Annotated in this window: 23 protein-coding genes; 12 read left to right on the plus strand and 11 right to left on the minus strand. The window is 73.9% G+C overall.

Annotated features, from left to right (window positions below; all coding sequences use genetic code 11):
* Positions 1–51 precede the first annotated feature (51 nt).
* Positions 52–126 carry a 50S ribosomal protein bL37 gene (locus QQZ14_RS25450; RefSeq protein WP_371863162.1) on the plus strand — a complete coding sequence of 25 codons (75 nt, stop codon included), beginning with the start codon at positions 52–54 and terminating at the stop codon, positions 124–126.
* 65 nt (positions 127–191) lie between these two features.
* On the opposite strand, the gene rsrA is transcribed toward QQZ14_RS25450, so the two are convergent.
* From rsrA to QQZ14_RS20780, 5 genes are all read right to left on the minus strand, one after another.
* The gene (rsrA, locus tag QQZ14_RS20760) at positions 192–467 is read right to left on the minus strand and encodes a mycothiol system anti-sigma-R factor (RefSeq protein ID WP_284536323.1); all 276 of its coding nucleotides are present in this window, start codon (positions 465–467) and stop codon (positions 192–194) included.
* Positions 467–1141: a sigma-70 family RNA polymerase sigma factor gene (locus tag QQZ14_RS20765; RefSeq protein ID WP_284536324.1), complete on the minus strand. Its 675-nt coding sequence runs from the start codon at positions 1139–1141 to the stop codon at positions 467–469. Before QQZ14_RS20765 ends, rsrA begins: the two co-directional genes overlap by 1 nt.
* Before the next feature lie 62 nt (positions 1142–1203).
* The gene (locus QQZ14_RS20770; protein WP_284536325.1) at positions 1204–1878 is read right to left on the minus strand and encodes an alpha/beta hydrolase family protein; all 675 of its coding nucleotides are present in this window, start codon (positions 1876–1878) and stop codon (positions 1204–1206) included.
* Complete coding sequence (locus tag QQZ14_RS20775; RefSeq protein ID WP_284536326.1) at positions 1875–2690, minus strand: SOS response-associated peptidase; 816 nt, start codon at positions 2688–2690, stop codon at positions 1875–1877. Before QQZ14_RS20775 ends, QQZ14_RS20770 begins: the two co-directional genes overlap by 4 nt.
* 46 nt (positions 2691–2736) lie before the next feature.
* Complete coding sequence (locus QQZ14_RS20780) at positions 2737–3486, minus strand: hypothetical protein (protein ID WP_284536327.1); 750 nt, start codon at positions 3484–3486, stop codon at positions 2737–2739.
* A 137-nt stretch (positions 3487–3623) separates the two neighbouring features.
* On the opposite strand from QQZ14_RS20780, the gene QQZ14_RS20785 reads away from it, so the two are divergent.
* The 4 genes from QQZ14_RS20785 to rsgA are packed head-to-tail and all read left to right on the plus strand — an operon-like array spanning position 3624 to position 7900.
* Complete coding sequence (locus tag QQZ14_RS20785) at positions 3624–4994, plus strand: sigma-70 family RNA polymerase sigma factor (protein WP_284536328.1); 1371 nt, start codon at positions 3624–3626, stop codon at positions 4992–4994.
* A 51-nt stretch (positions 4995–5045) separates the two neighbouring features.
* Positions 5046–5570, plus strand: coding sequence for a DoxX family protein (locus QQZ14_RS20790; protein ID WP_284536329.1), 525 nt, complete (start codon positions 5046–5048; stop codon positions 5568–5570).
* A gap of 25 nt (positions 5571–5595) precedes the next feature.
* Positions 5596–6879 (plus strand): 3-phosphoshikimate 1-carboxyvinyltransferase, encoded by a 1284-nt coding sequence (aroA, locus tag QQZ14_RS20795; RefSeq protein WP_284536330.1) that lies wholly within the window; start codon positions 5596–5598, stop codon positions 6877–6879.
* A gap of 19 nt (positions 6880–6898) precedes the next feature.
* Positions 6899–7900, plus strand: a complete 1002-nt coding sequence (gene rsgA, locus QQZ14_RS20800) for a ribosome small subunit-dependent GTPase A (protein ID WP_284536331.1) — start codon at positions 6899–6901, stop codon at positions 7898–7900.
* Between the two features lie 86 nt (positions 7901–7986).
* On the opposite strand, the gene QQZ14_RS20805 is transcribed toward rsgA, so the two are convergent.
* Entirely contained in the window at positions 7987–8445 is a 459-nt protein-coding gene (locus QQZ14_RS20805; RefSeq protein WP_284536332.1) for a DUF2231 domain-containing protein, read from the minus strand.
* A 38-nt stretch (positions 8446–8483) separates the two neighbouring features.
* Here QQZ14_RS20805 and QQZ14_RS20810 point away from each other — a divergent pair, with 38 nt between their 5' ends.
* Entirely contained in the window at positions 8484–9353 is an 870-nt protein-coding gene (locus tag QQZ14_RS20810; protein WP_284536333.1) for an inositol monophosphatase family protein, read from the plus strand.
* Positions 9354–9461: 108 nt separating this feature from the next.
* Complete coding sequence (locus QQZ14_RS20815; RefSeq protein ID WP_284536334.1) at positions 9462–9893, plus strand: CBS domain-containing protein; 432 nt, start codon at positions 9462–9464, stop codon at positions 9891–9893.
* 17 nt (positions 9894–9910) lie between these two features.
* Here the strand turns inward: QQZ14_RS20815 and QQZ14_RS20820 are convergent, their stop codons facing one another.
* The gene (locus QQZ14_RS20820; protein ID WP_284536335.1) at positions 9911–10951 is read right to left on the minus strand and encodes a PP2C family protein-serine/threonine phosphatase; all 1041 of its coding nucleotides are present in this window, start codon (positions 10949–10951) and stop codon (positions 9911–9913) included.
* 43 nt (positions 10952–10994) lie between these two features.
* Here QQZ14_RS20820 and QQZ14_RS20825 point away from each other — a divergent pair, with 43 nt between their 5' ends.
* The gene (locus QQZ14_RS20825; RefSeq protein ID WP_284536336.1) at positions 10995–11363 is read left to right on the plus strand and encodes an FKBP-type peptidyl-prolyl cis-trans isomerase; all 369 of its coding nucleotides are present in this window, start codon (positions 10995–10997) and stop codon (positions 11361–11363) included.
* Positions 11364–11406: 43 nt separating this feature from the next.
* Here the strand turns inward: QQZ14_RS20825 and QQZ14_RS20830 are convergent, their stop codons facing one another.
* Positions 11407–11652 (minus strand): RNA-binding S4 domain-containing protein, encoded by a 246-nt coding sequence (locus QQZ14_RS20830; protein WP_284536337.1) that lies wholly within the window; start codon positions 11650–11652, stop codon positions 11407–11409.
* Positions 11653–11656: 4 nt separating this feature from the next.
* A complete protein-coding gene (locus QQZ14_RS20835; protein WP_284536338.1) occupies positions 11657–12940 on the minus strand; it encodes a DUF445 domain-containing protein in 1284 nt (427 codons plus the stop codon).
* 192 nt (positions 12941–13132) lie between these two features.
* Between QQZ14_RS20835 and QQZ14_RS20840 the strand changes: the two genes are divergently transcribed.
* Complete coding sequence (locus QQZ14_RS20840) at positions 13133–14707, plus strand: MXAN_6640 family putative metalloprotease (RefSeq protein ID WP_284536339.1); 1575 nt, start codon at positions 13133–13135, stop codon at positions 14705–14707.
* Between the two features lie 87 nt (positions 14708–14794).
* Entirely contained in the window at positions 14795–16135 is a 1341-nt protein-coding gene (locus QQZ14_RS20845) for an APC family permease (RefSeq protein WP_284536340.1), read from the plus strand.
* On the opposite strand, the gene pdxR is transcribed toward QQZ14_RS20845, so the two are convergent.
* Complete coding sequence (pdxR, locus tag QQZ14_RS20850) at positions 16098–17507, minus strand: MocR-like pyridoxine biosynthesis transcription factor PdxR (protein ID WP_284536341.1); 1410 nt, start codon at positions 17505–17507, stop codon at positions 16098–16100. The genes QQZ14_RS20845 and pdxR overlap by 38 nt on opposite strands.
* 17 nt (positions 17508–17524) lie before the next feature.
* Between pdxR and QQZ14_RS20855 the strand changes: the two genes are divergently transcribed.
* Positions 17525–18307 carry a ceramidase domain-containing protein gene (locus QQZ14_RS20855; protein WP_284536342.1) on the plus strand — a complete coding sequence of 261 codons (783 nt, stop codon included), beginning with the start codon at positions 17525–17527 and terminating at the stop codon, positions 18305–18307.
* A 4-nt stretch (positions 18308–18311) separates the two neighbouring features.
* On the opposite strand, the gene QQZ14_RS20860 is transcribed toward QQZ14_RS20855, so the two are convergent.
* Positions 18312–19823 carry an LLM class flavin-dependent oxidoreductase gene (locus QQZ14_RS20860; RefSeq protein ID WP_284536343.1) on the minus strand — a complete coding sequence of 504 codons (1512 nt, stop codon included), beginning with the start codon at positions 19821–19823 and terminating at the stop codon, positions 18312–18314.
* Between the two features lie 514 nt (positions 19824–20337).
* Between QQZ14_RS20860 and QQZ14_RS20865 the strand changes: the two genes are divergently transcribed.
* Positions 20338–21588: an HNH endonuclease signature motif containing protein gene (locus QQZ14_RS20865; RefSeq protein ID WP_284536344.1), complete on the plus strand. Its 1251-nt coding sequence runs from the start codon at positions 20338–20340 to the stop codon at positions 21586–21588.
* Positions 21589–21659 lie beyond the last annotated feature (71 nt).

Genomic DNA, 21659 nt, shown 5'->3' on the forward strand with positions numbered 1-21659 from the left:
CTGCCCGTTGGCCCTGACGGGCCAGACACGTCCCGATCAGGAGGAAACCCCATGGGCAAGACCGGCCGCAAGCGCCGCGCTCGCAAGAAGAAAGCTGCCAACCACGGCAAGCGTCCCAACGCCTGAGCGCCACAAGCAACGAACCCCCGGACCTGACGGCCCGGGGGTTCTCTGCTGTGTGGAGCGTCTCGTCAGGTCTCGCGGATCTGCACCTGGACCTCGCGAAGCCGCAGCATCACCCGCTGGCGCAGGTCTGCGGGCGCGGGCTCCGAGCAGGACCGGGCGACGACGGCCTTGACCGTGCGCTCGAGGTCGTACTTCTGCAGGCAGGGGTTGCAGCTGTCGAGGTGGAGGCGGACCGCGGAGCAGTCGCTCTCGTCGAGCTCGTTGTCGAGGAAGTACACGATCCGCTCGAGGAAGTCCGCGCAGTCCCCCGGAGAGGGGTCGGCCCCGTGCTCGTGGCTCATCACGCACCACCCTCGGGGGTGCCGCGGCCGACGGTGAGCAGGTCGTTGTCGCGGACGTAGTCCGACAGCATGTCGCGCAGCTGGCGCCGGCCCCGGTGCAGGCGGGACATCACGGTGCCGATCGGGGTGTCCATGATCTCGGCGATCTCCTTGTAGGCGAATCCCTCGACGTCGGCGAGGTAGACCGCGAGCCGGAACTCCTCGGGGAGCCGCTGGAGGGCGTCCTTGACCTGGGAGTCGGGCAGGTGCTCCAGCGCCTCCATCTCGGCCGAGCGCAGGCCGGTCGAGGTGTGCGACTCGGCGCGGTGCAGCTGCCAGTCCTCGACGTCCTCGGACATCGACTGCTGCGGCTGGCGCTGCTTCTTGCGGTAGGTGTTGATGAAGGTGTTGGTCAGGATCCGGTAGAGCCAGGCCTTGAGGTTGGTGCCGGGCCGGAACTGGTGGAAGGAGGAGTAGGCCTTGGCGAACGTCTCCTGGACCAGGTCCTCGGCGTCGGCGGGGTTGCGCGTCATCCGCATCGCGGCGGAGTAGAGCTGGTCGAGGAACGGCAGCGCATCGCGCTCGAAGCGCGCGGACCGGTCCGTCTCGGTCTCGGTGTCGACGTCGATCTCGGCGAGCTCGCCGAGGCCGGTGGGGTCGAGGACGCCCTCAGGCGTCGGTGTGGGGTCAGTCATCGCATCCCAGACTAGCCCCGTGACGGGTGGATCGAGCACGGCCAGCATGGTGGGTGAACGCCTCAGGCCCGGCCGCCATTCCCACGGTCGTTCCCGCGCCCGCCGCCGGTGATCTCCCGGACGATCCACTCCAGTGCGCCCTCGACCACGATCTCCAGTGCGTCGGCCTGGGAGACAGCCCCGCGTGCGGGCACCTTGAGGCCGTGGTCGGCGCCGGGCACCACGCACAGGTCGAGGCCGTCGGGGAACTCCTCGGGCCGGCCCATCGTGTCGCGCTCGCCCTGGATCACCAGGGTCGGTACGCCGGCGCGCTCGAGCTCCTCGAGCCGCGACTTCTCCGGGCGGCCGGGCGGGTGCAGCGGGAACGACAGCGCCAGGCACCCGCTCGCCCCCAGCCGGCGGGCGCAGCGCGCGGCCGAGCGGGCTCCGGCGGACCGGCCGCCGACGACCAGCGGGGTGCGGGTGCGCAGCTTGTTGGCGGCGGCGACCAGCGCGTCGTCGAGCGTGGGCGGCGCGGTCGCGACCCGGCGGCCGGCCACCTTCCACGGCTGCTCGAGCCGCACGACCGTGACCCCGTTGCGGGGCAGGTGGTGGGCGAGCGCCTCGAGGTCGGCGGTGTCGACGCCGTTGCCGGCCCCGTGGCTGAGCAGCACGGTCGCGACCGGGCGCCGCGCCTGGTCGACGACCAGGCGGGCCTCGCCGTGCGGGGTGTCGATGCGCCGCTCGATGCTGGTCATCCGCCGGCTCCTTCGGGCTCGTCGAGCGGCAGCGGCTCGAGGAGCTCCGCGCCGTTGTTGCGCACGTTGTTGACCAGCGTGGAGACGGGGTAGGCCTCGAGCGTCCCCGGGGCGGCCGGCACCAGGAGGTCGAGCAGGTGGTCCTGCGGCGCGGTCGGGTCCAGCCACGCGGACCAGCGCTCCCGCTCGACCATCAGCGGCATCCGGTCGTGGATGTGGCCGACGGCGTCCTCGGCCTCGGTGGTGATCACCGTGCAGGTCCAGCGGAACCGGTCGGGGTCCTCGTCGGTCTTGGTCGGGTCGCGCCAGATCTCGTACAGGCCGGCCATCGCGAGCACGCCGTGGTCGCGGGGCCGGATGAAGAACGGCTGCTTGCGCGGCTTGCCGCTCGAGGTCAGCTCCTGGGTCGGGTACCACTCGAAGTAGCCGTCCGCCGGCAGCAGGCACCGGCGCTTCGCGAAGGCCCGCTTGTACGCCGGCTTCTCGGCCACGGTCTCCATGCGGGCGTTGATCATCCGGTTGCCGATCGAGGGGTCCTTCGCCCAGGACGGCACCAGGCCCCAGGTGAGCACCCGCAGCTGGCGCTCGGGCGGCTCACCTCGAGACGGGCGCGAGGCGCCCTCCTCAGCACGAGCCGAGCTCTCCTTGGACTGTGTCGAACTCTTGGGGGTGCGCTCGACGACCGCGTAGACCTCCTTGGTGGGGGCCACGTTGTAGTCGGGCTCGAGCGGCGCCGGGATGCGGACGTCCGCGATGTCGAACTCCTCGACCAGGTCCTCGGGACGCCGGCTGGAGGCGTAGCGGCCACACATACGGCGACCCTATCCGGGCGTGACAGGGTGGCGCTCGCAGGCGGCGCTAGACGCGGGTCAGCTCGTCGAGCAGCCGCCCGGCGGCCTCGTCGGAGTCGGGCAGGCCCTCGATCCAGACCCGGGTGTGCGGCACCGCTCCCCCGTCGAGCATCCGGCGCAGCAGGCCGACCCGGCGCCCGATCCGCTCGTCCCGGCCGGCGAGCACCACGACCCGGCCGGGCGCGACGTGGCCGATGGTCTCGGGCCCGGCGAACACGGTGCGGGCGGTGTCGCCCAGTTGTGCGGTGCGCATCGCGCGGGTGAGCACGTCGTCACGTCCCGAGGCGGCGTCGGGCCACGGCGGGGCGGCGACGACCACGAGAGCGTGCGACTCCGAGACGGGCGCCCCGGCCCGGTGCTCGCCGCGGTAGGCGTCCGACACCCGGCTGCGCAGGTGCGCGAGGCTCGAGAGCCCGGTCAGCGGGTCGTCGCACGAGAGTCCGTGCAGGTAGCCGAGGACGGCCTCGCTCCACGCGACCGTGAGCGCGCGGGTGGCGGCGAACTCCGGATCGGTGCCCAGCACCAGCCCGGCCGTGGCGGCGAGACCGTCGAGCGCCTCGTCGAGCGAGAGCCCGTCGCGGGCGAGCAGGGCGCCGGCCACCTCGCACGCGGCGATGGTGCCCGACCCCGAAGCAAGGGCCTCCCCGACTGCCTCGAACCGCGGCGGCAGGGCCGCGCGCAGCTGCGAGGACAGCTCCCCCCTTGCTCCGGGGTCGGCCGTGGTGGCACGCCGCCTGCGCGTCGTGAACCGGCCCACGGTTGCTCCCCCTCGGTTGGTCTGCCCCGAGGAAACGGACCGGCACGGGGTCCATGACGCGGTTGACGCGAACTTCGTCACTTTTTTTCTGGGCCCCGGTGCCGTGATCTTTTCCCCGGTGGCGCGTTGGGTGGGATGTGGCCAGTCATGTCTCCACCCTCGAGGGTCCCAGCGACGGGGAGCTGATCTCCGCCGTCCGGGGCGGCGACACCGACGCCTACGGCGAGCTCTTCGCACGGCACGTCGAGTCCGCTCGCCGCCTGGCGCGGCAGCTGGTCTCGGCCGGCGACGTCGACGACCTCGTCTCCGAGGCGTTCGCGAAGGTCCTTGCCGTCCTCCAGCGTGGTGGGGGGCCGGACCTCGCGTTCCGGGCCTACCTGCTCACCGCCGTACGCCGTCTCCAGGTCGACCGGATCAGGTCCACGGCCCGGCTGCAGACCACGGGCGACCTGACACCGTTCGACCCCGGCGTCCCGTTCCGCGACACCGCGCTCGAGGGCTTCGAGAGCCGCACCGCCGCGCGCGCGTTCGCCTCGCTCCCCGAGCGCTGGCAGCTGGTGCTGTGGCACACCGAGGTCGAGCAGCAGAAGCCCGCCGAGGTCGCCGTGCTCCTCGGCATGAGCGCCAACTCGGTGTCCGCGCTCGCCTACCGCGCCCGCGAGGGCCTGCGTCAGGCCTACCTGTCGATGCACTCCCAGGACGTCGAGGACGACGCCTGCGCCCGCACCCGCGCGCAGCTCGGCGCCTACGTCCGCGGGGGGCTGTCCCGTCGCGACACGGCGCGGGTCGAGCACCACCTGCAGGAGTGCCGGCGCTGCACGGCGATCTTCCTCGAGCTCAGCGAGGTCAACTCCGGTCTCGGCGCCCTCCTCGCACCGCTGCTGCTGGGCTCGGCGGCGGCGGCGTACGTCGGCTCCGCGACCGGCGGGCTGACCACCGCCACCGGCGGGGTCACGGTGCTGCTCGGCCGGGCTCGCGACGCGGTCGCCACCCACGCCCCGACCGCCGCCGTCGCCGGCGCGGCCGCCTCCGTGGTCGCCGCGGGCGTGGTGGTCGCGCTGCTGCAGCAGGACCCGGCCGGGCGTCCGGCGGCCGAGGACACCCCGGTGCTGACGCTGCCGCCCGCCCGCACCGCCTCCGCGGGCCCGGAGGCGACCCGCGACCGGCGCGCGGTGACCGGCCGCAGCGGGCCGGACGCCGCGACCCCGACCCGGTCCGCCTCCGCCTCGCCCACGGCCGATGACGCGGCCGGGCCGACGGCGGGGCCCACCGCAGGCCCCGGCACCGGCCCGACCGAGGGCCCCGACGCCGGTCCGACCCGCGGCCCGGGCACCGAGCCGTCGGGCGCCCCGACCGCTCCGCCCTCGGCGCCGCCGCAGTCGCCGTTGGTCCAGCTGGGTGTGCAGGCCTCGGCCGGTCCGGGCGGGATCTCGGCGCAGGTCTCGGCCGGGGTGGCCGGCGTACCGCTGCCGCCGATCTCGGTCGGTGTGCCCATCACGACGCCGTAGGCGCGGAGCGCCCGAGGACTGGCCGCTGGCCCGGGCGGGTAAGAAGGACACATGAGCATCAGCAGAGTCATCGCCCGCCCCATGCTCGCCTCGGTCTTCCTCGTCGGCGCGGTCAACGCCCTGAAGAACACCTCGGTGCCCGCCGCCAAGGCCGAGCCCGTCACGAGCCGCATCGTCCCGCTCGCGAAGCGCCTGGGGATCCCGCTGCCCGAGGACCCCGAGACGCTGGTGAAGCTCAACGCCGGGGTCCAGCTCGGCGCCGGCCTGGCCCTCGCGACGGGGCGCGCCCCACGGATCTCGGCTGCGGTGCTCGCCGCATCGCTGGTGCCGACGACCGCCGCGGGCCACCGGTTCTGGGAGGTGCAGGACCCGACCCAGCGGACCCAGCAGAAGCTGCACTTCGTCAAGAACCTCTCGGTCCTCGGCGGGCTGGTCATCGCCGCGGGCGACACCGACGGCAAGCCGGGCGTCGCCTGGCGGGCACGCCGGGCCGGCAAGGATGCCCGCCGCCAGGCCAAGCACCTCGCCGCTGCCGCGCGCCAGGAGGCCAAGCTGGCGAAGGCGAAGGTGACCTGAGCGCGCGCGCCGATAGGCTGCGCGCGTGACAGAGCCCTGGCCCGCGCCCCGCGCCCGTCGTCCGGTCGACGCCATCGTGACGCTGCCGGGCAGCAAGTCGCTCACCAACCGCGCGCTGGTGCTCGCCGCGATCGCCGAGGGCCCGTCCGTCGTCAGCCGGGCTCTGCGCTCCCGCGACTCGTTGCTGATGGCCGGCGCGCTCACCGCGCTGGGCTCGCACGTCGACACGTCCGGTGAGGACTGGGTCGTCACGCCTGGGCCGTTCGACCGGGACGCGGCCGTCGACTGCGGCCTGGCGGGCACCGTGATGCGCTTCGTGCCGCCGATCGCGGGTCTGTCGACCGGCACGGTGTCGTTCGACGGCGACCCGCACATGCGCACCCGCCCGATCGGCGAGGTGCTGGCCGCCCTGCGCGGGCTGGGCGTCGACGTCCCGGGTGACGCGCTGCCGTTCGCGGTGCACGGCTCCGGCGCCGTGCGCGGCGGCACCGTGGTCGTGGACGCCTCCTCGTCGTCCCAGTTCGTCTCGGCCCTGCTGCTCGCGGGCGCGCGCTACGACGAGGGCGTCGACGTCCGCCACGACGGCAAGCCGGTGCCCTCGCTCCCCCACATCGACATGACCGTGGCGATGCTGCGCGAGCACGGGGTCGAGGTCGACGACCCTGCCTCCAGCGGCGATGCCAACCGCTGGCGGGTCGCACCCGGTCCGGTGCGCGCGGTCGACCACCTGATCGAGCCGGACCTCTCCAACGCGGCGCCGTTCCTCGCACTGGCGGCGGTCTCGGGCGGCACCGTCGTGGTCCGCGACTGGCCGCACGAGACCACCCAGGCCGGCGACGCCCTGCGCGACATCCTCACCGCGATGGGCTGCGAGGTGGCGTTCGTCGACGGCCCGGACGCCACCGGCCTGAGGGTGACCGGCAGCGGCACGCTGCTGGGCATCGACGTCGACCTGCACGACGTCGGCGAGCTGACGCCCGCGATCGCCGCCCTCTGTGCGCTCGCCGAGGCGCCGTCGCACCTGCGCGGGGTGGCGCACATCCGCGGCCACGAGACCGACCGGCTCGCCGCCCTCGCCACCGAGCTCACCGGGCTCGGCGCCGACGTCACCGAGCACGACGACGGGCTCAGCATCCGGCCCGCCCCGCTCCACGGGGGCGTCTTCCACACCTACGCCGACCACCGGATGGCCCACGCCGGCGTGATCATCGGCGCGGCCGTCGAGGACGTGCTGGTCGAGAACATCGCGACCACCGGCAAGACCTTCCCCGACTTCGGTGGCTTCTGGTCCGGGCTGATCCCGGCGTGAGCCCCGGGGTGACCACGGCATGAGCCCGAAGGCGCGGGGACGCTACTCCGAGCACGACGTCGAGCACTACGACCGCCCGCGCCGCCACACCCGCCCACGCACCAAGGAGCGCCCGACGTACGACGACGCGGTCGACGGCGTCGTGATCACCGTCGACCGCGGGCGGTTCACGCTGCTGGTCGGGGACCACCGGGTGATGGCCATGAAGGCCCGGCCGCTCGGCCGCAAGGGCGTGGTGGTCGGCGACCGGGTCCGCGTCGTCGGCGACACCTCCGGTGAGACCGGGACCCTCGCGCGGATCGTCGAGGTGCGGGAGCGGGTGACCACGCTGCGGCGCACCGCCGACGACGACGACCCGGTCGAGCGGGTGATCGTCTCCAACGCCGAGCAGCTCGTGGTCGTCACCGCGCTCGCCGACCCCGAACCGCAGCCCCGACTGATCGACCGCGCGCTGGTCGCGGCGTACGACGCCGGCATGCAGCCGCTGCTCTGCATGACGAAGTCCGACCTGGCCGACCCCGAGACGCTGCTGGTGACCTACCGGTCCCTGGGCGTGCCGTGGGTGGTCACCCAGCGGGGCGGCGACATCGGAGCCCTGCGCGAGCGGTTGCGCGGGCGCACCAGCGTGCTGGTCGGGTCGAGCGGCGTCGGGAAGTCGACGCTGGTCAACGCGCTGGTGCCGGACGCGAGGCGCGAGGTCGGCGTGGTCAACGCGGTCACCGGCCGTGGCCGGCACACCTCGACCTCCGCCTACATGCTGCCGCTGCCCGAGGGGGACGGCTGGATCGTCGACACCCCCGGCATCCGCTCGTTCGGGCTGGCGCACGTGCAGCCCGAGCACCTGATCGAGGCGTTCCCCGACCTCGACGAGATGACCGAGGACTGCCCGCGCGGCTGCACCCACGGCGACGACGAGCCCGAGTGCGGGCTCGACGAGGCGGTCGCCGACGGCCAGGCCGACCCCGAGCGGGTCTCGTCGTTCCGGCGGCTGCTCGCCGCCCGCAGCGAGCCGTTGTACTGACCCCGCTAGCCGTAACGCCGAACCTTCCCACGGTGTCGCAGCATCATGGGAAGAGCGGTTAGCCCGGCGTCACAGTGCGCGCGCCGTCACCCCCAGACGGCCCGGGCACCGGCGTCACCGGTGCGGACCACCCACACCAGGACCGCCACCGCGCCGGCCGCGAGCACCACGTCCAGTACGACCCGGACCGCGCCGGTGCGCCGCGAGAGCCAGCCGGCGGCGAGCGCCACGAGCCCGAAGCCGAGCGCGATCCAGAACAGCTGCCGGGCCAGTCGCTCATGGGTCAGCACCTGTGGGTTGGCCTGGATCTCGGGCGGCCGCGAGTCGAAGAAGCTGCGGCCGGTGTAGTACGCCGCGACGAGCGAGGCGACGCCGACCAGCGCGAGACCGACCATCGGCCAGCGCAGCGTCGCCCGGCGGCCCGGGACCGCGACGTACGCCAGGGCGCCGACGGCGGCGAGCGAGCCGAACACGACCGCGGCGTGGACGACGAGGGGATGCAGGGGAAGCCCGTTGATCTCCATGTCGGGTACACGTGCCGCCACCGCGGATCGTTCAGCGCGGGCGGCACTAGGCTGAGGGCGTGCCGACCGACTACACGGACGACCTGCGGCTCGCCCACCTCCTCGCCGACGACGCCGACTCCCTGACGGAGGCCCGCTACAAGTCGCTCGACCTGCACGTGATGAGCAAGCCCGACCTGACGCCGGTCACCGACGCCGACCAGGCTGTCGAGGAGGCGATCCGGCGCACGCTGTCACGGGTGCGCTCCCGCGACGCGGTCACCGGCGAGGAGCAGGGCTCCACCGGCCACAGCCAGCGCCGCTGGATCATCGACCCGATCGACGGCACCAAGAACTTCGTCCGTGGCGTGCCGGTCTGGGCGACGCTGATCTCGCTGGTCGTCGACGAGGAGGTCGTCCTCGGCGTCGTCTCCGCCCCGCTGCTCCAGCGCCGCTGGTGGGCCTCGACCGGGCACGGCGCGTGGACCGGCCGATCGCTGCTCAAGGCCACCCGCTGCCAGGTCTCCGACGTACGCCGCCTCGAAGACGCCTCGCTGTCCTACGCCTCGCTGCACGGCTGGGAGGAGCGCGGCCGGCTCGACGACTTCATGTCGCTGATGCGCCGGTGCTGGCGGACCCGGGCGTACGGCGACTTCTGGTCCTACATGCTGCTCGCCGAGGGCGCGGTCGACATCGCCGCGGAGCCCGAGCTCGAGGTCTACGACATGGCCGCGCTCGACGTGATCGTGCGCGAGGCCGGGGGCCGGTTCACCTCCCTCGACGGCACCGACGGGCCGTTCGGGGGCAACGTGCTGGCCACCAACGGGCACCTCCACGAGGCCGCGCTCTCCTTCCTCGGCTCGCTCCCCGACGACGAGGACGACCCCGACTCCCGGCGCTCCGGCCCGGGCTCCGTGTCCGACCTGCGGATGCACCGGCCCCGGGACTGACCGGCCGTCCCAGGGGCGGGCGCAGGGGTGTACGACGGCCCCCGCGGCCAGTACGGTCGCCCCATAGGTCGGCCACGGACCACCTGACGGACCCACGGAGGTGCAGCGATGCGGATCGGCGACGTGCTCAAGGCCAAGCCCAGTCACGAGGTGGTCACGATCGGCCCGGACGCCGGCGTACGCGAGCTGCTCGCGAAGCTGTCCGAGCACAACGTGGGCGCGCTCATCGTCAGCTCCGACGGCGCCACGATCGAGGGCATCGTCAGCGAGCGTGACGTGGTGCGCCACCTGCACAGCGACGGCACGGTGATCAACAACACCGTGCAGGCGATCATGACCGCCGTCGTGCAGACCTGCGACCAGGACACCCAGGTCGACGAGCTGATGAAGACGATGACCGAGCGACGGATCCGGCACGTGCCGGTGGTCGAGGACGACCGGCTGGTCGGCATCATCAGCATCGGCGACGTGGTCAAGCACCGCATCGACCAGCTGGAGTTCGAGCGCGACCAGCTCGACAGCTACGTCCACCAGACCTGAGCCGGTCAGGGACCGGGCTAGCGCTGCTCGCTCTCGGCGAGCACGAGCGCGAGGTCGTCGGACATCCGGTGCCCGCCCCAGGCCAGCAGCCGCTCCACAAGCCGGTCGAGCGCCTCCTCGACCGAGCCCTCGCCCAGCTCGGCGGCGTACTCGTCGAGCGGGAAGAACTCCCCGTGCCCGTCGCGCGCCTCGACCAGCCCGTCGGTGTAGAACAGCACCCGAGCGCCCACGGGCCACGGGTGCTCGGTCAGCATCGGCTCGGCACCGAGGCCGAGCGGCAGCGCCGGCTCCCCGGTGTCGGCGGTCTCGACCTCGGCCCCGACGACCAGCAGCGGCGGGTGGTGGCCGCAGTTGGCGAGCGTGACGCGGTCGCCGTGGAACTCCCCCACGATCGCCGTCACGAACTCCTCGTCGCCGATCATCCGGGCCAGCGTCTCGTCGATCGTGCGGGCCAGTACGGCGATGTCGGGCGCGGTGAACGCCGCCGCGCGGAACGCGCCGAGCACCGCGGCCGCGGTCTGCACGGCCTCGAGCCCCTTGCCGCGGACGTCGCCGACGATCACCCGGACCCCGAACGGCGTCGCCGCGACCTCGTAGAGGTCGCCGCCCACGAGCGCCTCGGCGGTCGCGGACACGTAGCGGGCGGCGAGCCCGACCGAGCCGATCGCGGTCGGCATCGCCCGCAGCACCGCCCGCTGGGCGGTCTCGGCGATCACCGTCATCCGCTCCAGGCGGCCCTCACGGCGCTCACGGAGAGCCGCTCCCTGGATGCCCACCAGCGACAGCAGCGCGCAGAGCAGCACGCGCACCGCCCAGTCGAGCGTCCCGAGGCTGCCGTGCCACACCCCGGCGCCCACCGCGGCGAGGAGAGCAGCGATCGCGACGTCCGTGGTGCGTCGCGGCGTCGTCAGCAGGCTCGCGACGATCGTGCCCGCCGCGAACACCGCGATCAGCTGCACGTCGGTGGTCAGCGACAGGATCACGAGCACGGCAAGTACGGCGAGCCCCGACACCACCCCGAGGTCGAGGTGCCGGCGGCCGGCCGAGAACGGAGTCACCCGCAGATCCTGTCAGGACCACCGGGTGCATAGGGTGAGAACCATGGACAAACCCGAGATCGACTTCCCCGACTTCGACCCGCCCGCCGACCTGGTGGTCACCGAGATCACCGAGGGCGACGGCCCGGAGGCCGCCGCCGGTGCCACCGTCTCGGTGCACTACGTGGGCGTCGCCCACTCGACCGGCGAGGAGTTCGACGCGTCGTACAACCGCGGCCAACCCCTGAGCTTCCGCCTCGGCGTCGGCCAGGTCATCGCCGGCTGGGACCAGGGCGTGCAGGGCATGAAGGTCGGCGGTCGCCGCCAGCTCGTGATCCCGCCGCACCTCGGGTACGGCGACCGCGGCGCCGGCGGCGTCATCAAGCCCGGCGAGACCCTGATCTTCGTCGTCGACCTGCTCGCGGTCAGCTGAGCCTGAGGGTTTCGGCTGCTGGCAGCCGAACCCCGCAACCACCTCACCAGGGGAGGTTGTCGGTGGCGGACTCGTCGGCGACGCGGGCGGACGCCGGGCCGAGGGTGACCACGTCGCCGAGCACCAGCTGACGGCCGCGGCGGGTCTCGACCTCGCCGTTGACCAGGACCTGACCATCGGCGATCACCGGCTTGGCCTCGGCACCGGACTCGACCAGGTTCGCGAGCTTGAGGAACTGCCCCAGACGGATGGACTGGTCGCGGATCGCGACATCGACGGGCTCGGGCATGTGCTCAGTGAACCAGCACGCTCACGGTGTGGATCAGCACCCCCACCAGGCCGCCGACGATCGTGCCGTTGATCCGGATGAACTGCAGGTCCCGGCCCACGTGCAGCTCGATGCGCCGGGCGGCCTCCTTGCCGTCCCAGCGCTCGATGGTGTGCGTGATCACCGTGGTCACCTCGGCGCCGTACCGCTCGACCCCGAAGACCGTGGCGTCGGCCGCCAGCCCGTCGAGCCGCTCGCGCAGGGTCTCGTCGGCCAGCAGCCGGTCGGCGAACCTCGACACCTCCGCGAGCAGCCGCTGCCGGAGCGCCCCCTCGGGGTCGGTGAGCGAGGACTGGAGGGTACGTCGCAGCGCGTTCCAGAGCGACACGCTGGACGCGAGCACCTGCGGGTGGTCGAGGAGCCGCTCCTTGAGCCGCTCGGTGCGCTCCTGGGTGTCGGGGTCGTGCAGCAGGTCGTGGGCCAGCTGGGACAGCATCGAGTCGAGCGCCTGCCGGGCGTGGTGACGCGGGTCGTCGCGGATGTCCTCGACCCAGTGCACGAGCTCGCGGTGCACCCGGGAGGTCACGGCGTCGTTGAGCCGGGTCGGCGCCCACCACGGGGCCCGCTCCCCCAACACCTCGGTGACCGTGTCGGGGTTGTCCAGGAGCCAGCGGTGCAGCTCGGCGAGCCCGAGGTCGACCAGGCCGTGGTGCAGGTCGTCGCGGACCGTCTCCTCCAGCAGGCTGCCGAGCAGTGGCGAGATCGGCTCGTCGTGGAAGCGCGGCACGAGCGCGTCGCGGATCAGCCCCTCGATGTGCTCGTCGCGGACCCGGTTCAGCACGATCACGGCGACGTCGGCGGCCTCGTCGACCGCGCGGCGGGCGTGCTCGGGCTTGGCGAGCCAGCGGCCGACCCGCAGCGAGATCGTCGCCGCGGCCACCCGGTCGCGGATGATCCCCTCCTGGAGGAAGTTCTCACCGACGAACTCCTCCAGCCCCTTGCCGAGCTCGTCCTTGCGCCGCGGGATCAGCGCGGTGTGCGGGATCGGCAGCCCGAGCGGGTGCTTGAAGAGCGCGGTCACCGCGAACCAGTCGGCGATCGCGCCCACCATCGACGCCTCCGCCCCGGCGTTCACGAAGCCGAGGAACCCGTCCTCGTCGAGGGTCACGACGTACACCGCGGCCGCGAACAGCAGCAGCGAGACCGCCAGGGTGCGCATCTGCCGGAGTCCGCGGCGGCGCTCCTCGTCGGCCGCCGGGTTGGGCGTGATCATCGAGATGCTGGCTGGGGTCGGCGTCGCTGTGGTCATCGCCCGCCATCCTCCCCCACGGGTGTGCATGCCAGAATGCACCGCATGCCTCGCTGGGCGACCGCACTCCCGGCCCGCACCTGACCGGCCCGACAGCAACGCCGGTTTGGGAGCGCCCGGTCGGCGGGCACTCTCGAGGCGGGGGCGTCCCGGACGGGGGCGACCGTCCGCGCCACTTCTCGAGGGAGTCAGATGCGTCGCTCGATCCTCGCCGCCACCGCGGCGGCGGCCCTGGTCGGATCCGTGCTCACGGCGGGGGCCGCCTCCCCCACCCTGGCCCAGGACCGCACGCTCCCGGCGTCCGCGAGCGCACCGGGCGGGACGGCCGGCCAGGCCCTCGCCGCGGCCCGGACCGCCCTCGGGGTGGGCGAGCAGCCCCACGCCCGGCGTACCACCGGAGCCGCCGGGACCGCCGGGCGGCCCGACGCCACGCTCGCGCTGCGTGACCTGTTCCGCGCCCTGCCGGGTCTCGACCTCGCCGGGCGACGCGAGGCGCGCGGTCTGCTCGCCCGTCCGACCGACGGCGGGGCCGACCCGCAGGGCGACGGCTACACCGTCCCGGCCGAGCGGAGGTGCCGCAACCACCTCTGCGTGCACTGGGTGGGCAGCACCGCGGATGCACCGCCGGACCAGGCGTGGGTCGACACCACGCTGACCGTCATGAACAGGGTGTGGCGCACGGAGGTGCGCAAGCTCGGCTACCGCCCGCCGGTCAGCGACCGGCACCGCGGCGGCAACAGCCAGTTCGACGTCTACCTCAAGGAGCTCGGCTCCCGTGGCCTCTACGGCTACTGCGTGCCCGAGCGACGAGCTCCCGGCCAGAAGTGGCTCGCCTCGGGCTACTGCGTGCTCGACAACGACTTCGCCGAGGCGCAGTTCCACGCGCCGCCGCGCGACAGCCTGCGGGTCACGGCGGCGCACGAGTTCTTCCACGCCGTGCAGTTCGCCTACGACTACGGCGAGGACCCGTGGCTGATGGAGGCCACCGCGACCTGGATGGAGGAGCAGGTCGCCGACGACGTGAACGACAACCGGCAGTACCTCCCCTACGGCCAGCTGGGCGCGTCGGAGCAGCCGCTGGACGTGTTCAACCAGGGCGGCTTCAACCAGTACGGCAACTGGCCGTTCTTCGAGTACCTCTCCCACCGCTTCGGCACCGGCGTGGTCCGCGCGATCTGGACCCGGGCCGGGGCCTACCCGGGCTCCGGCCACCAGTACTCCACCAGCGCGGTCAAGGGGGTGCTGGAGAAGCACGGCGGCTTCGCCGGGATCTACCGGTCCTTCGCCGCCGCGAACGTGTTCCCCGGCCGCACCTACGCCGAGGGCAGCACCTGGCCCGGTCCCGCTCCGGCCGCGGGCTGGACGCTCTCGCAGGGCAGCCCACGGCACGGGGCGACCGTGCGGATCGACCACATGGCCTCGCGCAACATCGTGATCAGGCCCCACCCCGAGCTCAAGGACAAGCGGTGGAAGCTGCGGGTGCTCGTCGACGGCCCCGGCAAGCGCATGTCTCCGGGCGCCTACCTCGTGGTGCGCACCAAGCACGGCGTGAACAAGCTGCCCATCCGGCTCAACGACGACGGCCGCGGGAGCACCTCGACCAGCTTCACCGCCCGCAACGTCCGGTCGGCGACGGTGGTGCTCGTCAACGCCTCGACCCGGTTCTCCTGCTGGCACCGCACCACCTGGTCCTGCCAGGGCCGTGCGCGCGACAACGACGCGCCGTTCCTGGTGCGGGCGGTCGCGAGCCGGGCGCACCGGCGCTGACCGGCTCTCGCCAGGGGAGGATTGGCCCGGACAAGGGTGTCCGGATTGGCGCTGCCGAAGGACAATCGCGGCTCCTAGATTGACCGCATGACCCAGGCAGCTCCCGCTCAGTCCCTGACTCCCGACCCGCTCCCCGGCTCCGGCGCCGGGGAGCACGGGCTCGGCGTGCCACAGGGGGCCGCGCTCACCCTGGGTGCCGTGCTGGGCACCGGCGTGATCTCCCTCCCGGCGCTCGCCGCGCACGAGGCCGGGCCGGCCTCGCTGGTGGCGTGGCTCGCGCTCGTGCTGCTCTCCGTGCCGCTGGCGGCGACGTTCGCCGCGCTCGGCGCCCGGCACCCCGACGGCGGTGGGGTGGCGACGTACGCCCGGCGCGCCTTCGGCGCCCAGGTGGCGACGCTCGTGGGCTGGTGCTTCTACTTCGCGATCCCGCTCGGCGCGCCGGTGGCAGCAGGATTCGCCGGGGCGTACGTCGCCGACAGCGTCGGCGGCGGCCGGCAGACTCAGCTGCTCGCCGCGGGCCTGCTGATCGGCACCGTGGCGCTGATGAACTGGCACGGGATCCGGGTGTCGGGCCGGGTGCAGCTCGCGATCGCCGGCACCCTCGCGGTGCTGCTGCTGGTCGCCACCGCGGTCTCGCTCCCCCACGCACGGATGGACAACCTGACGCCGTTCGCGCCGCACGGCTGGGCCGCGGCAGGCTCCGCGGCGGCGCTGCTGATCTGGGCGTTCGCCGGCTGGGAGGTCGTCACCTCGCTGTCGTCGGAGTACCGCAACCCGGCCCGCGACATCGGCCGGGCCACCGCGATCGCGCTGGTGGTCATGGGCGTGATGTACCTCGGCGTCGCGTTCGCCACCGTCGCCGTGCTGGGCGAGCACAGCGGCAAGGCGCCGCTCTCCGACCTGCTCGTCCTCGGCTTCGGCGAGCCGGCCCGCGGCGTGACGACCGTCGTGGCCGTGCTGCTGTCGCTCGGCGCGATGAACGCCTACTTCGCGGGGAGCGCGCGCCTCGGCGCGGCGCTCGGCCGGGACGGGTCGCTGCCGGCGTGGTTCGCCCGGGGGTCGACGGCCGGCGAGGTCCCCCGACGCTCCCTCATGGTCGTCACGGTCGGCGCGCTGGGCACGCTCGGCGCCGTGGCGCTGACCGGCGTGCCGCTCGAGCGGACCATGCTGCTCGTGACCGGCGCGTTCAGCCTGGTGTACGTCGTGGGCACCGCCGCCGCGCTCCGGCTGCTGCCGCACGGCACCTGGGTGCGCCGTGGCGCGGCGGTGTCGTTCGTGTCGACGCTCGCGCTGCTCGGCCTGACCGGCCGCTACCTGCTCCCCCAGCTCGTGGTGGGCCTCGCCTCGGTCGCCTGGATGACCTGGACCGGCCGGCGGACGGGCCGATCGGTCACGCCAGCCGCGCCAGCCGCCGCAGACCTGGCGTGATCGACGCGGTGACGGCCGCGCCGTAGCCGAGCACCAGGCCGGGCGGCACTCCGGGACCGTGGGCGTACGCCGAGAGCGCCTCGACCGCGACCCCGGCGCGGAGCGCGGCCGTCGCGACCCCGACGTCGTCGACCCCGGCGTCGCGGAACGTCGCCGTGACGTGCAGCCCGGCCGCCGACGGGACCACCTCGAGCCGGTCGCCGAGCAGCCGGTCAAGGCCGCCGAGCACGAGCTCGCGCCGCTCGGTGTACGTCGCGCGTGCTCGCCGCAGGTGCCGGGCCAGCATCCCGTCGGCCACGAAGCGCGCCAGCGCGGCCTGTTCGGCCGGCGCACCGTGGCCGTCCGCGAGCTGCCGGGCGCCGAGCAGCGCCTCCCGCAGCGACGGCGGGGCCACGAGGTAGCCGGCCCGGAGCGCCGGCAGGAGGGACTTGGAGAACGTGCCGACGTAGACGACCCGGCCGTGCCGGTCCATCGCCTGCAGCGTCTCGAGGGGGCGCTCGGTGAACCGGAACTCGCTGTCGTAGTCGTCCTCGATGATCGCGATCCGGTGCCGGTTGGCGAGCTCGAGCAGCGCCTGGCGGCGCGACAGCGACAGCGGCGGGCCGAGCGGGAACTGGTGGGACGGCGTCGTGAACACCAGCCGGGCGTTGTCGGGGATCTCCTCGACCACGATGCCCTCGGCGTCGACGCGCACCGGCACCACCCGGGCGCCGTACGAGGCGAACAGCTCGCGCGCGAACGGGTAGCCGGGGTCCTCGACCGCGACGACGTCGCCCCGCTCGATCAGCACCCGCGCGACCAGGTCGAGGGCCTGCTGGGTGCCGTGGGTGACCACGACGTCGTCGGCGGCCGCCGCGACGCCGCGCGAGCGGGCGAGGGAGCGCACGATCGCCTCGCGCAGCAGGGGCAGTCCGGCCGGGTGGGCGTAGGTGCCGGGGCTGTGCGCTCCCCCGCGCAGCTCGGCCGCGACCAACCGCCGCCAGGTGTCGAAGGGGAACAGCGAGGCGTCGGGGATGCCGACCCGGAAGTCGTGCGGCGGGACCGGCCGCTCACCGCTGACCGGCACCGGCCGGAACGTCCAGCCCTCCCGGGGGTGCAGCGACCCGGCGCGGCGGGGCGCGGGCACGGGCGCGGCCAGGTCGGCGACGTAGGTGCCGGCGCCCACCCGCGCCTCGAGGAGCCCCTCGGCGACCAGGCGCTCGTACGCCGTCGCCACGGTGTTGCGCGCCACGCCGAGGTCGCGCGCCAGCGCCCGGCTCGGGGGCAGGCGATCACCGACACCGAGCCGCCCGGCGCGGATCGCGTCGAGCAGCGCCCGGTAGATCGCACTCACCCGGTCGCCCCGCGCGTCCAGGTCGACCGACAGGTCCATGGCCACACACTAGGGGCGTGCACCCCCGCTCGCTGCGACCGCTCGCGGTGACCGCCGCGGTCGCGGCGGCCACCACGGGGCTGCTGGTGGTGGCCGTCGGCCTGGGCTGGCTGGGGCCGGACGTCGGGCGCGGCGACGACTTCTGCGAGGCGGCCCGGGGTGGCTGGGTCAAGCAGCCCGCGAACACGCTCTCCAACCTCGGGTTCGTGGTCGCCGGCCTGGCCGTGGCCTGGCAGGCCGGCCGGGTGGCGCCGGGCGGGGTGAGGCCGGCCGGCCTGGCCACGGCGTACGCCTGTCTGGTCGTCGTGCTGGGCCCCGCCAGCGCGGCGATGCACGCGACCCAGTCGGCCGCGGGCGGGCAGCTCGACCTGCTGAGCATGTACCTCGTCGCGTCGTTCGCGGCGGCGTACGCGCTGATGCGGCTCACCGGCGGCGGGACCCGGCTCTTCGGCCGGGTGTTCGTCGGGTTCGTCGCGGGCTGCGAGCTGGTCGGGCTGTGGCCGCACGAGGTGCCCTTGGTGCGCTACGCAGGCAACGTGGCGTTCGCCGCCCTGCTGATCACCGCGGTCGTGGTCGAGGTGGTGCTGTGGCGGCGGGCGCGGGCGGCCGGTCGGCCCCGGACCGACCTGCGCTGGGGCGCCGCTGCGCTGGCCAGCATCCTCGTGGCGTTCGCGATCTGGAACGTCACCAAGGCGGACTGGTGCGACCCGCACTCGCTGCTGCAGGGCCACGCCGCGTGGCACCTGCTCGACGCCGTCGCGGCCTACTTCCTGTTCCGGCTCTGGGCGAGCGAGGGCTGAGGCGTCAGTAGAAGCCGTAGCGGGCCAGCGGCTCGACCAGCATCCGCTCCTCGTAGGAGAGGTGCGAGGCCATCGTGTCCGCGAGCAGGTCGACGGCCTCGCGCAGCTGGGGCATGCTGCCGGGCTCGGCGACCACCGCCACCAGGGCCCGGTCGACGTCGTCGAGCACCCCCGCGATCACGTGGTGCTCCTCCTCGAGCCGGTCGATCACCGGCGCCAGCGCGGTGTCGCGGCCGCGCAGGTGCGGGAACATGCTGGTGTCCTCGATCGTGTGGTGCGTGGTCACCAGCCGGCAGTAGGACTGGCAGTAGGCGCCGAGCGCCCAGTCGTTCTGCCGCATCGTCATCGTGTTGATCAGCGACCGCGCCCGCCCGGCGTCGATGCTGCCCGCCTCGACCTGGTCGATCAGGTCGAAGAGCTGCGCCAGCTCGGAGCGCAGGTGGTCGTGGACGTCGACGAGGTGCTGGCCGGTGGCGCGCTCGTGCGCCGTCCACGCCAGCGGCGGCAGGCCGGGGTCGTACGCCGGGCGGGTCGACTCGTCCCACGGCGTCCGGCCGCTGCGTCGTACGCCGTCGTCGGGTGTCGGCCGCACGGGCTCCCCGCCGCGCACCTGCACGGTGGGGTCGGGGGTTGGCTCCGGCTCCGGCGCCGACTCACGTCCTCGCGACCGCTCGGCGAGCACGAGCTCGCGGACCGCGGGCGCGACCTCGGTGCCGAACCGCTGGATCTGCGCGGGGTCGTCGGTGCCGAGGACGAACGTGCTCGTGCCGTGCTCGAGAGTGAGCGCCGCCAGCCACTCCGCCCACGCCGGGTCGTCGGAGAGGTTGACGTTGTAGAGCCGGCGTACCCGCGACGGGTCGCGGCCGGCCGCCACGGCGGCCTCGTCGATGCGGGCGCTGCGCTCGGCCAGCGTCTCGGGCGGGACGAAGGCCTGGCTGGGCAGCCAGCCGTCGCCGACCCGGCCGGTGAGCGCCAGCATGCGCGGGCCGATCGCGCCGACCCAGATCTCGACGTCGTGGGCGGGCGCGGGCCCGGGGTGCACCCCGGCCACCCGGTAGTGCTCGCCGTCCACTCGCACCGACCGCTGCGACGTGTCCCACGCACCGCGGATCACCGCGATGCCCTCCTCGAGCGCCCGCAGCGCCTCCCCCGGGCTGCGCCGCGGCCCGCCGGCCGCCTCGATCGCGTCCCAGAAGCCGCCGGCGCCCAGCCCCAGCTCCGCCCGACCCCGGCTCAGCACGTCGAGGCTGGCGACGGTCTTCGCCAGCACGAACGGCGGACGCAGCGGCAGGTTGCTGACGTTGGTGGTCACCCGCAGCGTCGACGTACGCGCCAGCACGGTCGCCGCGAGCGCCCACGCGTCGAGGAACCGCGCCTGGTAGGGGTGGTCCTGGAACGTCGCCAGCTCCAACCCGCTCGCCTCGGTGAGCAGCGCGAGCTGCACCACCCGGTCCGGGTCGCTCGCGTCGGGCGTGAGGAAGGTTCCGAACTGCAGGTCCTGGCCGTAGTCGGGCATGCGCCCATCTTGCTGGGTGGGCGGTGTCCTCGTCGTTGGTCGAGCCTGTCGAGACCACCGGCTGGTGTGCTCGGCCCGCCGGCCGTGGGTGGTTGCCGTGGTTGGCAGCCAGGCGGGTACGGCGGCCTCGGGCCCAGGTCGCCTCCCGGCTCCCCGGCCGCCGCCGCGGCGGGTCACGGTGGTTGAGGAGGTTGCGCAGCAACCGTCTCGAAACCACCCCGCGTTCGGTGGTCGAGCCTGTCAAGACGACCGGCTGGTGCGCTCGGCCCGCCGGCCGTGAGCGGCTGCCGTGGTTGCCAGAGAAGAACCGGTACGGCGGCCTCGGGCCCAGGTCGCCTCCCGGCTCTCCGGCCGCCACTTGCCACCGGTGGTCGAGCCTGTCGAGACCACCACACCCAAGGGCAGCGCGGCCACCACCAAGAGCGCCGAGATTTTACCTTCGGGTTTCCCAACCCCTGTGGATTCAAGGGGTTCTGGGGCTCTGATTGTCGGTGGCCTCTGCTGGGATGGACACATGGCAGCCACCCCGCTCGTGCACCCGGACCTCGACGGTCCCCGGGCGCTGCTGGCTGCCCTCGAGACCACCCACACCGCGTTGACCCAGCACGAGGTCGCGCAGTTCCAGCTGGCCGTCGAGTGGGCCACCGCCCACCCCGCCGACGGGCTCGACGACGCCGCGACCGTCGAGGGGACCGAGGGTGAGCTCGCGATCGCAGGACCCGGCGCACCCCTGGTCGCGGAGTTCTGCGTCGCGGACTTCGCGCTCGCGGTCGGGATGTCCACCGACGCCGGCCGCAGCTACCTCGGCGACGCGGTCGAGGTCCGCCACCGCCTCCCCCGGTTGTGGGCCCGCGTGGTCGCCGGCGCGGTGCCGGTCTGGCGGGCCCGCCGCATCGCCGCCCACACCCGGTCCCTGCCGGCCGAGGGCGCAGACCACGTCGACCGGCACCTGGCCCCCCTCGCGCACCGGCTGTCCTGGGCCCAGCTGGAGCGGACGGTGGAAGCCGCTCGGGCCACGTTCGACCCGATCGAGGCCGAGCACCGCCGCCTGCTGGCCGCCGACGGCCGGTTCTGCGACGTCGACACCACCCAGGTCTCCCTCGACGGCACCATGGCGGTGCGCGGTGAGCTCGACCTGGCCGACGCCCTCGACCTCGACCACGCCCTGACCACCGGCGCCCAGCAGTTGGCCGACCTGGGCTGCACCGAGCCCCTCGACGTGCGCCGCGCGATGGCCGCCGGTGCCCTGGCCCGCGGCGACCTCATGCTCCAGCCGGAGACCACCACCGAGCCCGAGCGGCCGCGGCAGAAGCCGGCCCGGCGGGGTCGGGAGCTGGTGATCTACACCCACCTCTCCGAGGGCGCCCTCGCCGGCGTGGAGAACACCCGCAGCCAGGTCCTGGTCGCCCAGGTGGCCGGCTGGTGCGCCACCGCCACCGGGCCCGTCACCCTCCGACCGGTGCTGGACCTGACCGAGCACCTCGAGGTCCCCGGCTACACCACTTCACCACGGCTGCGTGAGCAGGTCCTGCTCACCCATCCGACGTGCGTGTTCCCCGGCTGTTGCCGGCCATCCCGGGGCTGCGACCTCGACCATGCGATCGCCTGGGCCGACGGCGGCCCGACCTGCTCATGCAACCTCGTCCCCCTCTGCCGCTTCCACCATCGCCTCAAGACCCACGGCGGCTGGATCCTCCAACGCACCGGCCACCGGATCTTCACCTGGACCAGCCCCCACGGACGCACCTACACACGACATACCTGACCACCCGACCCCGCCGACCACGGCCGGCGGGGCCACATCCATGCCCACGACCTGATGTCGGCGCGGATTCT

It is taken from the genome of Nocardioides sp. T2.26MG-1 (assembly GCF_950101795.1).
GTDB lineage: Bacteria > Actinomycetota > Actinomycetes > Propionibacteriales > Nocardioidaceae > Nocardioides.

What these genes read in the sequence shown, in the direction of transcription:
- rsrA (WP_284536323.1), bottom strand. Translation starts at nt 467, where the DNA reads ATGAGCCACGAGCACGGGGCCGACCCCTCTCCGGGGGACTGCGCGGAC.
- QQZ14_RS20765 (WP_284536324.1), bottom strand. Translation starts at nt 1,141, where the DNA reads ATGACTGACCCCACACCGACGCCTGAGGGCGTCCTCGACCCCACCGGC.
- QQZ14_RS20770 (WP_284536325.1), bottom strand. Translation starts at nt 1,878, where the DNA reads ATGACCAGCATCGAGCGGCGCATCGACACCCCGCACGGCGAGGCCCGC.
- QQZ14_RS20775 (WP_284536326.1), bottom strand. Translation starts at nt 2,690, where the DNA reads ATGTGTGGCCGCTACGCCTCCAGCCGGCGTCCCGAGGACCTGGTCGAG.
- QQZ14_RS20790 (WP_284536329.1), top strand. Translation starts at nt 5,046, where the DNA reads ATGAGCATCAGCAGAGTCATCGCCCGCCCCATGCTCGCCTCGGTCTTC.
- rsgA (WP_284536331.1), top strand. Translation starts at nt 6,899, where the DNA reads ATGAGCCCGAAGGCGCGGGGACGCTACTCCGAGCACGACGTCGAGCAC.
- QQZ14_RS20815 (WP_284536334.1), top strand. Translation starts at nt 9,462, where the DNA reads ATGCGGATCGGCGACGTGCTCAAGGCCAAGCCCAGTCACGAGGTGGTC.
- QQZ14_RS20825 (WP_284536336.1), top strand. Translation starts at nt 10,995, where the DNA reads ATGGACAAACCCGAGATCGACTTCCCCGACTTCGACCCGCCCGCCGAC.
- QQZ14_RS20830 (WP_284536337.1), bottom strand. Translation starts at nt 11,652, where the DNA reads ATGCCCGAGCCCGTCGATGTCGCGATCCGCGACCAGTCCATCCGTCTG.
- QQZ14_RS20835 (WP_284536338.1), bottom strand. Translation starts at nt 12,940, where the DNA reads ATGACCACAGCGACGCCGACCCCAGCCAGCATCTCGATGATCACGCCC.
- QQZ14_RS20840 (WP_284536339.1), top strand. Translation starts at nt 13,133, where the DNA reads ATGCGTCGCTCGATCCTCGCCGCCACCGCGGCGGCGGCCCTGGTCGGA.
- QQZ14_RS20845 (WP_284536340.1), top strand. Translation starts at nt 14,795, where the DNA reads ATGACCCAGGCAGCTCCCGCTCAGTCCCTGACTCCCGACCCGCTCCCC.
- pdxR (WP_284536341.1), bottom strand. Translation starts at nt 17,507, where the DNA reads ATGGACCTGTCGGTCGACCTGGACGCGCGGGGCGACCGGGTGAGTGCG.
- QQZ14_RS20860 (WP_284536343.1), bottom strand. Translation starts at nt 19,823, where the DNA reads ATGCCCGACTACGGCCAGGACCTGCAGTTCGGAACCTTCCTCACGCCC.
- QQZ14_RS20865 (WP_284536344.1), top strand. Translation starts at nt 20,338, where the DNA reads ATGGCAGCCACCCCGCTCGTGCACCCGGACCTCGACGGTCCCCGGGCG.